Here is a 16,915-nt window from a genome sequence, read left to right as displayed (position 1 = left end):
TTATCCTTTGGTTATTTGGTTACCAATATGGATTATAAATAACGTTGGAAATTAATGTGTTTTCAACCCATTTGAAAAGTGCATCGTCAGTTGTTTATCAATAATAATCGCTTCATAGTCTGGTAACTTGTTTATAAAATCTAACCCTTCATTTAAACCTTTCACAAACAGCGTTGTAGAGAGCGCATCAGTGTAAGTGGGATCAGGGCCTATAACCGACACACTGATGACGGCTTGTGCCGACCGACCCGTTTTAGGGTTTAATATATGATGATAACGAATACCGTCTTTAATGAAAAAACGTTCATAGTCGCCCGACGTCGATATTGCCTCATTCTGTAAAGGTAATTTAACGGCTTGTTTAAGCTCGTTTCTTGGGTGTTTAACGGCGACTAACCAAGGTCTGCCCTGTCTATCACCAAGCAAGCCAGTATCACCACCCGCACTAACCATTGCGTGTTTAACTCCCGCTTTTTCCAACAATCGTAAACTGGTTTTAACGGCATAACCTTTAGCTATTCCACCTAAATCAACTTTAGTATTAGGTTGGGTGAAATAAATTTGATTTAGGGTTTTATACTTAATATTTTTAAAATTAATTGCCGCGATATTGTCAGCAATTTGTTGTTGGCTGGGTTTTACGCTGTTTCGATAATCATATTGATAACCGACAGATGCAAACGTTATATCGAATGCACCACGGCTTAATTGAGATATTTTATGTGCGGTTTGAAATAATTCAAATAACTCCAGACTCACCGCGGTATAGTCTTTATGTGCGGAACGATTAAGTAATGATATTTCACTTGTGGCTTTGTATGGGCTCATTAAATGATCAATCCGTACCATTTCATCGACCACTAAATTTATCAATTGCTCTTTGTTGGCTGGATTGTCTAAATAAATTTCAACATGGGCTGCAGTGCCCATCACGTTAAAATCATAAGTGACCCAATTAGCATACACAGTAAAATTAAATGAACAGAACAAAATAAAACTGAGGTAAAGTATTCTTAAATTGGCACGTATCATATTGACTTCTTACGACTGCAGATCACAATGATTAAGATGGGAATTGATGAATAAAGCTAACATCCGAATGATATAAACTCGGATGTTAATAATCTAACGGTTATTTATTTTATCGCTTGCTTAATGCGATCACGATAACTTCGACTCACTTTAAGCTCTTTGTTATTTTCTAACACGATATAATAGTCGCCATTTTCATGGGTATATAATTTTACAACCTGATTAATATTAACAATAGCAGAGCGATGAATACGGATAAACGTTTTAGGATTAAGTTCAATTTCTAACTCTTTCATCGTTTTACGTAATATATGAGTTTTATCCGCTTCATGAACACACATATAATCACCCGCAGCATCTATCCATTCTATATTTCGAACCTTAACGCGTGTAATTTCACCGCCATCTTTTATCGCTAACACATCGGAATATTCACGTGCCGTGAGTGGTTTGCCTTCTGCAAGTTGGCGTAGTATTTCTTCACTGTTTTCACCGGTCACCTCTGAGATTAACTTAACCAGATCAGCTTTGTGTTGTGCGTCTTCTTGTTGCTCGATATACCCACGTACTTTAACAAGGGTTTCTTCTAATCTGACTTCATCTAATGGCTTAAGTAAATAATCAAGTGCATGAACTTCAAATGCTTTTAAAGCGTAATGATCAAAAGCCGTAACAAATACAACTAACGGTAAAGGTTGATCAAGCTCTTCCATTTTTTTAAGAATATCAAAACCGCTTAATTCGGGCATTTGAATATCAAGAAACAGTAAGTCAGGCTCATGTTCTTGAACTGCGACCAATGCTTCACGTCCATTACGGCATTCGGCAATCAGCTCGATATCTTCAAAGGCTTGTAAACGAATACTCAACCCTTTTCGAGCAAGCGGTTCATCATCAACCAATATGGTTTTAATCTTATTCATCTGAATTCCTTGTGTATTCTAAAGGCATTTTTATCGTTACTTTAACGCCTGTCGGTTTATTATTTTCAATTTCAAAACTGTGATCATTATCATACAGTGACAATAATCGATCACGGATATTCGGTATCCCCACCCCACCTTGCCTAACAAACTGGCCTTTACTTATCGGCGTGCCAGGGCCGTTATCCATTAATTCTAACCAAAGTTGGTTTTGATGTTGTTTAGCAGAAACCGTTATCGTTCCTCCATCAATTAATTGTGATACACCGTATTTAATTGAGTTTTCAATTAATGGCTGTAATAACAAGCTAGGCACTAAAGCGTCTTTGCAAGATGGCTCAATATCCCAATTAACTTGTAGACGATCTTCAAATCTCACTTTTTCAATATCTAAATAAAGTTTTAGGGCCTGTACTTCTTGAGAAAGTTCAACTTTTTTAATCGGGTCACTATCGAGTGAATATCTTAAAAAGTCGCTTAATCGCGTGACCATGTTATTCGCTGTTTTATTTTCTTGCATTAACACTAACGTTGAAATTGCATTTAGCGTGTTAAATAAAAAATGAGGATTTAATTGGTATCGTAACATTTTAAGTTGTGCCTGATGCGCCATCGTTGTGGCTTGCAACGCCTTTTGCCGCTCTAGCTGCAGCAGTTGATAATATTTAATACCAAAATATAATCCAGACCAACACAAAATATTGTAAAAAGACCACGTTGCATTACTAAAATAATGCACCCAAGCATCGGGACGATATCCATATTTATAAATTTCCCAGTACCAGAAATTTTTTACGACCGCCCAAATCGAACCAATAACATAAGAAGATAACAAGATAGTCAGGATTATTTTCCACGGGGCTTTATTCCACACTGATTGGAAAATATAACGAAGAGGCAGTGTTAAAAACCAACCCGCCCCAGCACTCATCATGATCACGACCCAAAATATATCGCGCATTTCATGCAATAAAGAACCCAAATAATGAACTAAGCAGTAACCGACCCAACCCGATGTTTGTAAAAACCAAAACAAACGTTCTCGGTCATCTATGAAGTTATGCCATTTATCAGCCCAGCTCAAATTATTAAACCCTTTAATGCAATAAAATATAATTCTAGAAACTATAACCCTGTTTTTAAGCTTAATCACTGCTTTCGGCCAGTTACATTTGGTTATTCATCTCACTTATAATAAGGATACAATAAATAATGATATTGATTCTCATTAATATATGGATATAATACAAACATTAAATAAAAACTATTCTCACTTCGTTTAAGGTTTACTGATGTTATTCATTAAAAATCAAAAAAATATTTTATCATTAGCAGTTGCGGCTGCATTAACAGCAAATTTAGTTGCCTGTGGTGGCGGTAGTGATTCGCCTACCGTTGAAAATACAGCGCCAAGTAATATCGAACTTTCGGCTACCGCCGTTAAAGAAAACATGGCTGGTGTTGATGTAGCGACTATTACGGTGACAGATAGTGACGCCAATGATACTTTTTCTATCACGGTTGATAATGCCGATTTTACCGTTTCAGGTACGACTTTAAAGTTAGCGACTAACGCTGCTTTATCATTTGCCGATGATGCGGTTGAGCAAATTAATTTAACCGTTACTGATAAAGCCGGTGCTACCTTTACAAAAGCATTTGATATTACCGTTTTAGTTGAAGCACCAACAACTTATACATTTGAAAGCCAGCTAACAACGGGCTCAAGTGTTTCTTATAGTGGGCAAGTCGCTCGTCATGCGTTAATTCAAGAATTAACTAATTTTATTGGTTCGATGAATGTTGATGATTATTTAACAAAACAAGCGGCTGTTGACGCCTTAAATGTTTATTTTATCGATACCGATGATGCTGCAAGTGATAAACCGCTTACAATCTCAACAACACCAGGGGTTTTACAAGCAACAGTTAGAGAGATCTCTGATGGTAAAAACATCGTTGGTAAAATTGCAGGTAATGACACGGCGGGTCAATATAAAGATTGGTCTACTGACCTTATTGGTTGGGGCGCTAAAGGTTCAGTAACACCTCAAGGTTTAGTTGAAGAATTTATCGGTTTAATTGCTGACCAAATTGTTAATAAAAATGGCGTTAATGATCGAGTTGATCCAGCCGGTAATCCAATTACTTCACACTATGTAACCACTAGCGGTTTAGACTTAAAGCAATTAACTCAAAAATTCTTATTAGGTTCTGTCGCGTACTCGCAAGGTATTGATGATTACCTCGACAGCGATTTAGCCGGTAAAGGTTTATTATCTGATAATGTTCAAGACGGAACGAAACCTTATACTAAACTAGAACATCAAGTTGATGAAGGGTTTGGTTACTTTGGCGCTGCACGTGATTATGCTAGTTATACTGATTCAGATTTAGCGGGTAAATCAACAGGTGATAATGCACGTAGTTTTTATCATGACACCGATACAGACGGTTCAATTGATTTAAATTCAGAGTATAATTTTGGTAACTCAACCAATGCCGGTAAACGTGATTTAGGGGCGACGGTCGCTACTGACTTTTCTCAAGATGCTTTTGATGCGTTTTTAACATTAAGAACGATGGCTAATAATCTTGCAAAAAATGCTGGTGAGCCAGCCAGTGATGAGCAAATTGCAGCCATGCAAGCTGAGTCTTTAAAAGCATCAAACGCGTGGGAATTAGCTATAGCGTCTACTGTTGTACATTATATCAATGATGTTGTGAATGACGATTTACCTTTAATCAAAGCCGGTGCATATAGTGCAACTGATTTTGCTAACTTAGCAAAACATTGGTCAGAACTTAAAGGTTTTGCGTTAGGTTTACAATTTAATCGCTTCTCACCGCTTAGCGAGGCTGACTTCACACAGTTCCATAGTTTAGTGGGTGATGCACCTGTTATTGAAAGTGCTAACGTAGATGCTTATATTGCCGACTTAAAAACAGCTCGCGGCTTGTTAGCAACCGCTTATGCATTTGATTCACAAAATGTTGAAAACTGGTAAATATAGTCTTCTCGCTCAGGTTTTATGGTTCATTGTCTGCGCTTACTCGCCCCAATCACATAGTAGAGCATATGCTCATGGCGTCTCGAAGCTTGACGGCTTCCCCTAAAACCCGATCGCTTTGACTATAGTAAATGACAAATTGAGTACTCCTTAAAAGGCTTGGTTATATAACCAAGTCTTTTTATATGCTTTCTTTATATTGTTACCCCTAAAAAACCACGCAAACTCATACCCAATTTAAACCACTATTAAGTAATCATCTTTCTTATAATAAGCCGATCTGTCTAGCCTCTCTTTCAACAAGGTTTCAGCTAGATTGTTTAACTTGTTTAGGTATATAATCAAATGAGTATTTAAATAGTAATTATTATCAATAACTGGAATATCAAACCCATGAATTTACACCAATCGTCTTTAGCTGTCGTATTTGCTATTTCGATCTTATCTGGCTGTGGAGAGAAAAGTAGCAGCACTTGTGGCAGTGCTTTTAATCATTGTTCATCCACAACGTCGACAACACCGGTTGCAGACTCCAATACCCATCGTGAATTTATGACTAATGTTGTTGATAATATCATTTTACCCAACCAAACAAATTTCGTTAATTCACTGGCGACAACTCAACAAGCCGTTAATCATTATTGCGACGCTTTAACCAATAATACGGCTGATATTGAGAGCAATCTAAAGAGTGCGCAAACAGCATGGCGTGATTCAATGGCAACCTGGCAGCAAATTGAAGCTATTCAGCTCACGCCTTTATTGCAGAACGACCAAGAATTGCGAAACTTAATTTACTCATGGCCAACAACTAGCTCATGTGGTGTTGATCAAGATGTGATATATCATAAAAACGGTTTTATTAATTCGACACCTTATAACATCGATAATCGTTCTATTTCACGCCGTGGTTTAGATGCGCTTGAATATTTACTTTTTTCAACCGATTTAAATCATAGTTGTAGTGCTAATTCTGGGATCGTGGCTGATTGGAATAACCAGAGTGAGGCAGATAAAACCATTGCACGTTGTGAATATGCAGCTACCGTTACCGCCGATTTAACAACGCACGCCAATACCCTCTCACAACACTGGTTAGGCACTGATTCAGTTGTCGGTTTTGCCAGCCAATTTAAAACAGCCGGTTTAGAAAATAGTCCCTTTTCCACCACAACTGAAGCCGTTAATTTAATAAGTGATGCCCTTTTTTATATTGATTCAATGACCAAAGATTTAAAAATTGCTAGCCCTCTTGGTTATTTTGGTAGTTGTGGCACCGTAAACTGTGAACTCACGGTTGAATCTCTTCATAGCCAAAATTCATTATCAAATATAGAAAATAACCTAATTACATTACAAGCTGTTTTCTTAGGCACCGGTAGTGATACGGCCAGTACTGTTGGCTTTGATGATTTGCTACTCGGTTTAACTGATCAAGAAACGGTCGACTCAATGACGGCTAATATTGCACAAGCGCTTCAAACAACCCAACAATTACAAGGCTCATTAAGCGATAAAATATTGACTGATAATTCGGCCATTATTGCTTTACATGCCGACATCAAACAAATTACCGATATCATGAAAACACAATTTATTGCCAGTTTAGCCCTTGATTTACCCGCCACGTCTGCAGGAGATAACGATTAATGCAACATTCTTTGATCTCTCTCTCGATATTAGCGGCATTAGCAAGCTCAGCGGTTTTTGCGCAAGAACAAAAAGAAGATGAAGCCAACGACAAATATACAGATCGCATTCGAATTTTAGGTTCAAGTGACAAACTTAGAACGTTAGGCGGAGCCGCGAGTTTAATTGGTGAACTAGAATTAGAATCTTTTGAATTTGACGATATTAACCGAGTATTATCAACCGTCCCTGGCGTTAATATACGCGAGGAAGACGGTTACGGTTTACGCCCTAATATTGGTTTACGCGGTTCAACACCTGAGCGCAGTAAAAAAATCACGTTAATGGAAGATGGCGTATTAATTGGCCCATCACCTTATTCTGCACCCGCAGCTTATTATTTTCCGATGATCAGTAAAATGACGGCGGTAGAGGTTTTTAAAGGCCCTGCCGCTATCAAGTATGGCCCGAATACGGTTTCGGGTGCTATTAATTTAGTCACCCGCGAAATACCTGAAGACTTTGATATGGGCATTGATCTAGCTTACGGTAGTGATAATTATACTAAGGCGCATGCTTTTCATGGCGAAACGGCAGGTAAATGGGGTTATCTTGTTGAAGGCTTATTAACCCAAGCTGATGGCTTTAAAACGATTGATAATAGTGATGCCGATACTGGCTTTGATAAAACCGATTTAATGGCCAAACTTAAATATGATTTATCGAGCACAAACACCGATCAATTTATTGAACTCAAAGTGTCTAAAACAGCCGAAACATCAAATGAAACCTATCTAGGTTTAAGTGATGATGACTTCAACCAAAATCCGTATCGCCGTTACGCCGCATCACAAGTTGGCTTAATGGATTGGGATCACGATACAATCCAATTAACCCACTTTATCGACTTTCAATCAGTTGATGTGACAACAAGAGTATATCGACATAAATTCAGCCGCTCGTGGCAAAAAGTGAAAGGGTTTGGTAATAATGCGCCGTCCATTCAAACCGTTTTACTCGACCCCGATGCATCCGGTAACCAAGACTATTATTTACGCTTATCCGGCCAAGAAGACGGTAAAATAGTCGTCGGCAATAACGATCGTCGTTATGTCTCGCAAGGCATACAATCAGATTTTGGTTTTAAATTTAATACCGCTCATATTGAACACATAATTGATGCTGGTATCAGAGTTCATCAAGACGAGATATTGCGTGACCATTTTGAACAAGACTTCAATATGCTTGCTGGCACGATGCAAAATCCGCAAAATAAAATATTTACAACGGTTGATCAAGAAAAATCAACCACCTTGGCGTTGTATATTCAAGACACCATAAAATTAGATAATTTAACACTCACAACCGGGGTTAGACGCGAATATATAAAAACCCACTATCAAAATAGATCGGATAATGCTAACGCCAAAGACGATTGGTTAGATAAAGAGTTTAGTATTATTTTACCAAGTGTCAGTGCATTTTATGCAATGAATAACGATTGGGGTCTATTTGCCGGTGTACACCAAGGCTTTGTGCCTAGTAGCCCTAAACAAAATGATGTTGATGTAGACGCTGAAAAAAGTGTTAATTATGAACTTGGCTTACGATTCGCCATGCAAAACACCAGTGGCGAGTTTGTCACGTTTTTTAATGATTATAGTAATTTAAAAGAAAGTTGCTCTTTCTCTAATGCGTCAGCTAGTCAATGTCCTATTGATACCGATTTTAATGGCGGTAATGTTGATGTATACGGTTTAGAAGCCAACCTTAAACATAACTTTGCATTAACAACAGATTTAGAATTACCGATTGTCTTTACCTATAGTTACACTCACTCCGCATTTAAAGAAAGTTTTAATTCTGATTTCCCGCAATGGGGCAACATCACCGCCGGTGACGAAGTGCCTTATATGCCAAATCATCAATTATCGGTATTAGCCAGTATAGTACATGGCCAATGGCAGCTTAATTTATTGGCTAAGTATACGGGTGAAATGCAAGAAGCCGCTGGGAGTGGTGTTGAATTATCAGATAAAGTAATAGAAGCCCATACTACATTTGATTTATCAGCCAATTATTCGTTATCAGCACAACATTCGCTATATGCCAAAATTGACAACTTAACCGATGAAGATCACTTAGTGAGTCGTCGTCCTGACGGTGCACGCCCAACTAAACCTCGCCAAGGTGTTATTGGCTATAAGTTTAGATTTTAACTATTTAAACGTAGCACTCAGTGCTACGTTTATTTTATTTTATGATATTTGAATTCTTACAAAGCCAATTTTTGTCGTTAGCACAATACGTTACTGATGCTAACAAGCGTTTATATTTTGGTTATGTATTTAGTGCCTTTATTATTGCCCTTGTTTTATATCTTCGGGACTATTCTTTTACACAAACACTGCAAAAATTGTTTAATCAACGGATTTGGCTAAGCCATACAGCAAAACAAGATTATGCTATTTTAATTTTAAACAAATTATGTAGAGCCTTATTCATAACGCCTTTCTTATTTGCCATGTTACCCATTGCCTTAACGGTAACAGATGGATTAACTTTTATTTTTGGTCACCTACGAGCAATACAATTACCAAGAGAAACTATATGGTTCGTTTTCACGTTTGTACTGTTTATTATTGATGATTTAACTCGATTTTTATTACACTTAGCTCTACACAAAGTGCCCGTTTTATGGGTATTTCATCAAGTTCATCATTCAGCTGAAACACTCACCCCGTTTACTGTTTATCGGAGTCATCCTATTGAAAACGCACTTTATGCAGCCAGAATGATATTGGCACAAGGCTTAGCTGTGGGTATTTGTTATTATGGCTTTGGACCCAAACTAAAAATGGTCGATATATTAGGTGCAAATTTATTCATTTTTATTTTTAATATGTTGGGCTCTAACTTAAGGCATTCACATGTATGGTGGCATTGGGGGGTTCTAGAAAACATCTTTATCAGCCCCGCTCAACACCAGTTACACCATAGTGACAATAAAATGCACATTGATTGTAATTTAGGCACCGCATTATCTATTTGGGACAAGTTTTGCGGTACAAGCATAAAATCGACTCAGAAAAAACCGACCGATTTAGCCTTTGGCTTACATAACAATACGATTAAACGCAGTCTGTTTGCGCTATATACCCAACCCTTTACTGATTTAATCAAGCGTTTGTTTAATACCAATTCGAATTAATAAGTGATCGCTGAGTGGGCACTGATTATTACGAATGGGTATAAACCAGACAACGTTGAAAACGTTGTTTTAGATCAGGTGGAATAAATAGCGCAATAATTTCTATAGATGTATCGTTAGGCTTATTTGAGTCTAATTTGTGACCTAAACTTTCTTTGTTTTTAGTTAAATTAAAAAGGTATACACCTTTATCTGTCTGGATAATGCCTTTAAAACGTTCGAAAGAGAGGTTATTAATTAAAGCCGTTATCTTTTCGAAATCAAAAACACATTGGTGTTCAAACTCAAAAGGCTGAGTGATAAAATCAAAATTAAGCTTATTGCCTTCTGCAATGACTATTTCACTAGATGTTATGTCTAACACCTGTTCATTAACCAGTTTATCAGACGGCAAGTTTACGGAGACTTTGTCTAACCAAGCGGATTCTACCTTACCATGTGCAATAGCTGAGATCGGAATATTAGGTAAATGATAAGTGTTACATAAAGTATCGTATTCGATTGGCATATTATGTTGATCAAGTTTATTAATGATTAATCTATCGGCAACTTGTATTTGCTGCTGATAGAGCTCGTGATTTTGGTAGCGTGGTTCTTTTAAATGAGCCATATCGATTAAAGTTAAAACGCTTTCAACTTGAAGTACGCCTGAATATAAATCGTCATTTAGAATGTCTAAAACGTTTTTGGGGTGACCTAAACCACTAGGCTCAATTAAGAGACGGTCAGGTTTAGCCGATTTTAATAATGCGTTAAGTTGTGTGCGCATAACCACATTTGCAGCGCAACACATGCAACCTCCCGCAATTTGCTTGATAACAATTTTTGTTGACGATTCATCATCAAGCTTTTGCCGGATAATATCAGCGTCTAACCCAACATCGCCAAACTCGTTAACTAAAACGGCCCAAGTTTCGTTTTTGGGCTTAGTTTTAAGTAAATGCAAAATAGCGGTCGTTTTACCCGTACCTAAAAAACCGGTAATAAGGTTAGTTTTGACATGACTAATGGTTGATAACAAAACGAATTAACCTTCTAACAAAAATCGTTCAGCACGCTCTACTCTACTCGGCTTAGAGCGAATAATTAATACATCATCATCAATAAGTTCCATATGCGGATCTGGGTTTTCGATTTCTTCGTTATTACGTCTAACACCAACGATCTCAACCTTAAGAGATGTAAAGTCTAATTCACTTAATGTTTTACCAATTGCGTAGGCTTTTTGATGTAATGCAATCGCATGTAAAAATTCAATTTGGTCACGTTTATCATTTCTAAAATCTAAATTTTCACCCGGAAAAAAGCCATGCATAAAATTGTATTGGTTGCGACGTTCACGTCGGATCCGACTGAATATACGTTTAATGGGTACACCTGAACGATGAAGTACATGCAGTACTAACATTAAACTCCCTTCAAGTTTCTCAGGTACCACTTCTGTTGCACCCACCTCTTTTAATTGAACTAGATGTTCATCATCAGAGGTACGGACGACTATATTGGCATCAGGATTTAATACCTTAACTTGTTGCACGACGGTTTTAGATTTAATCGCATCATCTAACGTAATAATAATAAGGTTGGCTGATTCAATATTAGCGGCCTTTAAAATAGTGGTATTACGCACATCACCAAAGTGGACTCGTTCACCCGCAACCTGTGATTCTTGTACACGTACAGGATCAAAATCTAATGCAACATAGGGTATCGCTTCATCTTTCAAAAATCGTGCAACCGTTTGCCCTACTCGGCCAAAACCACAAATGATCACATGGTCACTCTGTTCAAATTGAAAACCTGGCATCTTATCTTCTTGGTTAAATTGTAAATGACCAAATAAAATAAGGTTGCAGATTTTTTCAACATTACTCACTAAGAATGGCGTTATCGCCATACTCACAACACCAATACCGATTAATAATGACGCAGTTGCCGTATCAATTAACTGATTCTCCAAAGCAAGCGATGACAAAACAAAACCAAATTCACCCATTTGACATAACATGATCGCAGCGGCTAATGCATCTGTTGGTTTTTCTTTTGTTAGCTTGCACGTAAAGTATATGACACTCGCTTTAACCAATATCAAGCCGGTCACGGCCAATATTAGCCAATGCAGAGACATCCAGAGTTCATAAATATCTAATCGCATACCAACGGTGGTAAAGAAAAGCCCCATTAAAATATCTTTAAATGGTCGAATATCGGCTTCTAATTGATGTTTATATTGGCTTTCGCCTAACATCATGCCCGCTAAAAATGCGCCTAAAGCCATTGATAAGCCAAACAAATGCGTTACACCACCGGCTAATAAAGCAACCAATAATGTGGTTAACACAAAAAGCTCATCACTACGCGCTTGTCCAATTTCAGCAAATACCCTGGGCAATAACCATTTACCAGCGCCAATTAATAAAACAAATACACCGATGCCTTTAAGTAATGCCATTAATAAAGCCAATGCAATTTCTGAATCACCGCCTTGACTTAAGATCGGAAAGGTAATTAAAAATGGTACAACCGCAATATCTTGAAATAACAACACAGAAACTGCTAGTTGCCCTTTCCTACTTTTTAAACCGTTTGACTTTTCAGCGAGCTGTTTAATAACAATGGCGGTGGAGGACAAAGCTAAAATAGCGCCAATAGCAAAGGCTGTTGTTGTGGGTAAGCCTAACGTTAAACAAAGCAACATGATGACAATCAAAGTAACAGATACTTGAACAGAGCCTGTTCCTAATACCATCTTGCGCATCGCAATTAATTTGGGAAAAGAAAACTCTAAACCGAGTGAGAAAAGTAACAGTACAATACCTAATTCCGCAAGGTGGCTAATTTCATCAGACGTAGAAATCCAACCAAGAACTGAAGGTCCAGCAACTAAGCCTGCGGCTAAATACGCCAATATAGGTGTTAAATTTATACGCCTGAAAAGCGAAATCATAAATACCGAAGTGGCGAGCAATAATAACATTTCTTGAAAAATTGAGTCTTCCATACATTCTTATTTTTTAATTAAAATTTTGACAGTGGTTAAAACACTATCGAGTCAGCGTCAATAATAAAACACATTACACATTAAAATATTGTTTTAATTGGTTTTTTTAATATTGGTACGATTCTAGCTTTGTAAAGTTCAATAGTTAAACGAAAAGGTGACAATGTGGAAAACAGCAACCATTTCAATTTGAATTGTACAGACAATGTAATGCACTTGCCTACTTCAAGTGTAGCAGCACTTCGCACTGAATTTGAACCTAATTTCAATCATTTAGTTGAAAGACTGCATACTAGCTTGTTAGTTAATGACATACTACAGATGTATGCCGAAGAAGCGGCAAAATATGTAGCTATTAGCGGCATACATTTTCAAACGACGGATGAAACCTATCAAACACCTGATTACAAAATGGGTGTTGTGAGTCACCTTTCAGAAATTACTTTATTTGACGATCGTTTAGGTTTAATGACCTATGCATGTAATGAACCGTTAGATGAAGAAAACCAGCAAATATTAAATTTAATTCAAACTAAATTAGCTTACCCGATCAGAAACGCGTTAGCCGTTGCCGAATTGAAAAAGCAAGCATTAAATGACCACTTAACCGGTTTAGGTAATCGTGGATTTTTTGATGAAAAATTTGATAAGTCAGTCTATAAAGCGAGAGCGAGCAACACGGATTATACGTTGATTTTATTAGATTTAGATAACTTTAAAAAAGCCAATGATAATTGGGGGCATGCGCAAGGCGATCAAGTGTTGATGCATTTTGCGAGAATTTTAGAGCAATCAATCCGTAAAACCGATTTAGCCTTTCGATTTGGCGGTGACGAATTTGCCATTATTCTTGAAGGCGCAAATGAACTAGCGGCAACCCGTGTAGCAAAGTTAATTAAAAAAGCGACTAATACATCTGAACTCATGAATAAAATGGGCGTATCAGTCTCAATTGGTTACAGTCAGTTACTTGAAAACACTGAGCCTAAAGCGTTATTTAATAAAGCTGACAAAGCGCTCTACTTAGCTAAAAGAGCCGGTAGAAACTGTGCACGGTCGGCTTAAAAACGCTTTTCAAACTTAACCACGACATTAATCAACTCCCCCCTTTAGCGACTTAATTTGAGTCGCTAGATTTTTTAACGTTATCATTTAGCTATTCACGCTCAATATATACCTGTTATCTACTTATACTTAGCGTAAATATAGTCAAAGCGATCGGGTTTTAGGGGCAGGTTTCTAGTTCCAGACGAAACCTAAGTACTTACATCCATGTAATCAAAGCCGTCAAGCTTCGAGACGCCATGAGCATATGCTCTACTATGTGATTGGGGCCGCCTAAATGGATTTAGGTGTTAGAACGACGCAGGAGCCAAAGTCGAGAGTAAGCGCTGACAATGAACCATAAAACCTGAGCGAGAAGACTATAACTTCAAACACGTGCGGAATGTCGATTCTAGTCTGAACAACTTTACCTAAACCACAGACAATAAAAAATCGCTTTTCAAATTAATGAAAAGCGATTTTTATAAAACAACTTTATAATTTATTTTTTAATTAAAGCATTATAAACCGTTTTATTTTTTCTCTAAGTCACCAAAGCGTCGTGTATAAACGTCTTCGTGAACTTCTTTGGCACGTTTAACCATCGCGTTATATGGTACATCGGTTACAGATACAAAACCAACATTGTAGTTTTCACCATCATATGCTCGACCTGTAATAGGTGAATCTAAATATTGGAACCAATGAGCGCCAATAAAGTAGTCATTATCAATGATCGAATGCATATAATCTTTATACATTTTTGCGCGATCTTCTTGATTCGCTGCATGTACAAGCCCCGGGTGGAAGAATCCAGATGCAGTTGTACCCATATGGAATTCACCGATAATGGTCGGCATATCAAGCTTTTCTAAGAACTTCCATTTGTTCTTTGTTAAACCTTCTTTATATAAGTTAAAGCTAACAACATCGGCATATTTAGCTGAAGCTTGTACCACTTCTTTAGGCATACCCCAATCAGCAAAACGAACACCTAAATACATATGGTTTGGCATATATTTATTTAGTGCGCCATCAACAATGCGGAAGTATTCAGACGCGTATTCACCTAAAAGGAAGCCATAGTCAGCGGCTTGCTCGTCATTAACAATTTTAGAATCAAAACCACCTTTTTGGAATGCATCCCAAGACGCAATTGAGGTTCCCCAAACCGCGTTAAGTTTTTCAATCTTTTTGTACTTAGCTTTCATACGTTGTGTGAACATATTCTTGGTCGGTACATCCGCGCCATCACGTGTTAAGGTATGAATAACAATACCGTATTCAGTTGATTTAGATTCTGGACGGCCCCAGCTCTTTTCGTTATCAATAAACACCCCTACACACCAAGGGTTATTTTTAACTTCACTAGCAACTTGTTTTGCTGTTGCTAAGGCGCGTTCTTCAAATAATGGGTCAAATACATCAGGTAATCCTCCCCAAAAATCATTACCACTCGAAACCGTTTTATAATCCCCGTTAATCCAACCATTAGCAAAATAAGGAATACGGTTATTCGCGTAATACATTGGGTCAGTCCAATTACCTAAAGACGTAAAGCCCCAATTAAGCATACGATTGACGGTGGTTTCTTGCCAATCTTTCATAAATGAAAATGGCGTTGTTTCTCCGTATTTACGCTCAAGATTAGCACTGTAAAAACTATAAACTTCACCACGTTGTAAAGGCCCTGAATGCGCCGAACGTCGATACCCATAGTGGTTAGCTAGTGGATCGTTATAATCTTTTGGTAACCATTCAAACATATCCGCACGCGTTTTTGATACTAAATGACGGGTAGGATGCGCGGCTCTAGGGGCGGTGTTTAAACCTTGTGAATCTTCAGGGACTAATTCATCGCTTGAACGTTGATTGATTGCTGTTTGATCAAAATCATAACCCGTTAATGTGGTTGAATTTGCTAAGCGAATAATATCGATACCCGTGGCAAAGTATAAATACCCTTCTGGATCAACTAATGACCATTTATCACCTACTTTTTCGGTACGAAAATAACCGGTTGCTTTTAATTTGGGACCATTTTTCCAACCGCTGTATTTTGAACGGTCATCCATTGGCTTGCCACCATTGAGCTCTTTGGCTTCTCGATCTCGCTGAGCAATCAATTCAGCTTCTGAGTGGATCTTTTCTTCAAAATCTAGTTTTGTGCTTTGACCAAATTTATCAACAATATGGGTTAAATATTCTTCATTCATTTTGGGGTGTGGCATTAAGCGAATGTTATCAAGCGTGACTTCTTTATTATGCAAATTAAATTGCACACTTAGCGATACTTTAGCAATACCTTTTGTATCAAGGTGTTTTGCTCCCCACATCCAGACAAACTGAGTGTCATCTGAGTCCCAGGTTGCCGGGTTTGAGCGTAATCCTGAACTTAAATTCAGTTCAACTTTGTCATCACCACCTGGGCTACCTAAATCATGCCCTTCTAATTTTGAATAATAGGTTTTTGAGCCGCCAACAGGTACCGATACACTGCGGGTATAAACCTTACCATTATGATCAAAAACGTTTAAGAATAACTGAGTTGAATGCTCACCTTCATTGGCTATATCAAATGCAATACTAAAATCGTCTAAATTGCTCCAGTCCCATGGATTTTCAGGTTTGAAATCTATCGCAGCGTACTCATGGGCTTTAGAGTTCATTTTAACACGTAAAGCTTGTTTACCTTCTGTTACACCTTTTGAACTTGTAACCAATTCACCGGTTGAATTTATAAACTTGACGGTTGTTGGAATGGTTGCCGTTTCAAAATTATAGATAGAAACTTCGTTATCTGTTGCATCAGCCGCTGTGTTTTCAACCGTTGATTCATTATTAACACCTTGGCAAGCCGTTAAGGCTAAAGCAGAAAGTGTAGCTGCGAGCAGGGTCTGTATTTTAAACTCTCTTTTACTATTATGAATAATTTGCATTATATAAACCTTTTTGAGCGTTGTTATCATTTAGAAAGCATTGATATATGTATCTTTCTACAATCGATTAACATTGTAAACAATTTACAAATAAAATATAGAACAGAATCGCATTGCAAGCAATA

The 16,915-nt window shown here is 37.6% G+C and carries 11 protein-coding genes; 5 read left to right on the top strand and 6 right to left on the bottom strand.

The features are described 5' to 3' along the window. Positions 1–51: 51 nt before the first annotated feature. The 3 genes from DPX34_RS14990 to DPX34_RS14980 form a co-directional block, all read right to left on the bottom strand. A complete protein-coding gene (locus DPX34_RS14990; protein WP_111979265.1) occupies positions 52–1,032 on the bottom strand; it encodes an FAD:protein FMN transferase in 981 nt (326 codons plus the stop codon). Between the two features lie 104 nt (positions 1,033–1,136). Beyond that, positions 1,137–1,955: a LytR/AlgR family response regulator transcription factor gene (locus DPX34_RS14985; protein WP_111979264.1), complete on the bottom strand. Its 819-nt coding sequence runs from the start codon at positions 1,953–1,955 to the stop codon at positions 1,137–1,139. Further along, on the bottom strand, positions 1,948–3,039 hold the full coding sequence (locus DPX34_RS14980) for a sensor histidine kinase (RefSeq protein WP_111979263.1): 1,092 nt from the start codon (positions 3,037–3,039) through the stop codon (positions 1,948–1,950). The genes DPX34_RS14985 and DPX34_RS14980 overlap by 8 nt, the downstream gene beginning before the upstream one ends. Before the next feature lie 208 nt (positions 3,040–3,247). Between DPX34_RS14980 and DPX34_RS14975 the strand changes: the two genes are divergently transcribed. From DPX34_RS14975 to DPX34_RS14960, 4 genes are all read left to right on the top strand, one after another. Beyond that, positions 3,248–4,963 (top strand): DUF4856 domain-containing protein, encoded by a 1,716-nt coding sequence (locus DPX34_RS14975; protein ID WP_111979262.1) that lies wholly within the window; start codon positions 3,248–3,250, stop codon positions 4,961–4,963. 396 nt (positions 4,964–5,359) lie between these two features. Further along, positions 5,360–6,616 carry an imelysin family protein gene (locus DPX34_RS14970; protein WP_111979261.1) on the top strand — a complete coding sequence of 419 codons (1,257 nt, stop codon included), beginning with the start codon at positions 5,360–5,362 and terminating at the stop codon, positions 6,614–6,616. Continuing rightward, positions 6,616–8,814, top strand: a complete 2,199-nt coding sequence (locus DPX34_RS14965) for a TonB-dependent receptor family protein (protein ID WP_111979260.1) — start codon at positions 6,616–6,618, stop codon at positions 8,812–8,814. The genes DPX34_RS14970 and DPX34_RS14965 overlap by 1 nt, the downstream gene beginning before the upstream one ends. Positions 8,815–8,855: 41 nt before the next feature. Further along, complete coding sequence (locus DPX34_RS14960; protein WP_111979294.1) at positions 8,856–9,806, top strand: sterol desaturase family protein; 951 nt, start codon at positions 8,856–8,858, stop codon at positions 9,804–9,806. Positions 9,807–9,834: 28 nt separating this feature from the next. Here DPX34_RS14960 and DPX34_RS14955 read toward each other — a convergent pair whose 3' ends face one another. Beyond that, positions 9,835–10,827: a CobW family GTP-binding protein gene (locus DPX34_RS14955; protein ID WP_111979259.1), complete on the bottom strand. Its 993-nt coding sequence runs from the start codon at positions 10,825–10,827 to the stop codon at positions 9,835–9,837. A gap of 6 nt (positions 10,828–10,833) precedes the next feature. After that, positions 10,834–12,807, bottom strand: a complete 1,974-nt coding sequence (locus tag DPX34_RS14950; RefSeq protein ID WP_111979258.1) for a monovalent cation:proton antiporter family protein — start codon at positions 12,805–12,807, stop codon at positions 10,834–10,836. Between the two features lie 165 nt (positions 12,808–12,972). Here DPX34_RS14950 and DPX34_RS14945 point away from each other — a divergent pair, with 165 nt between their 5' ends. Beyond that, on the top strand, positions 12,973–13,872 hold the full coding sequence (locus DPX34_RS14945; RefSeq protein ID WP_111979257.1) for a GGDEF domain-containing protein: 900 nt from the start codon (positions 12,973–12,975) through the stop codon (positions 13,870–13,872). Between the two features lie 512 nt (positions 13,873–14,384). Here DPX34_RS14945 and DPX34_RS14940 read toward each other — a convergent pair. Beyond that, the gene (locus tag DPX34_RS14940) at positions 14,385–16,790 is read right to left on the bottom strand and encodes a beta-galactosidase (protein ID WP_111979256.1); all 2,406 of its coding nucleotides are present in this window, start codon (positions 16,788–16,790) and stop codon (positions 14,385–14,387) included. Positions 16,791–16,915: the final 125 nt, after the last annotated feature.

The organism is Algibacillus agarilyticus (assembly GCF_003286125.1).
Taxonomy (GTDB): Bacteria; Pseudomonadota; Gammaproteobacteria; order Enterobacterales; family Alteromonadaceae; genus Algibacillus; species Algibacillus agarilyticus.
This window is presented reverse-complemented; position numbering and strand designations above follow the sequence as displayed.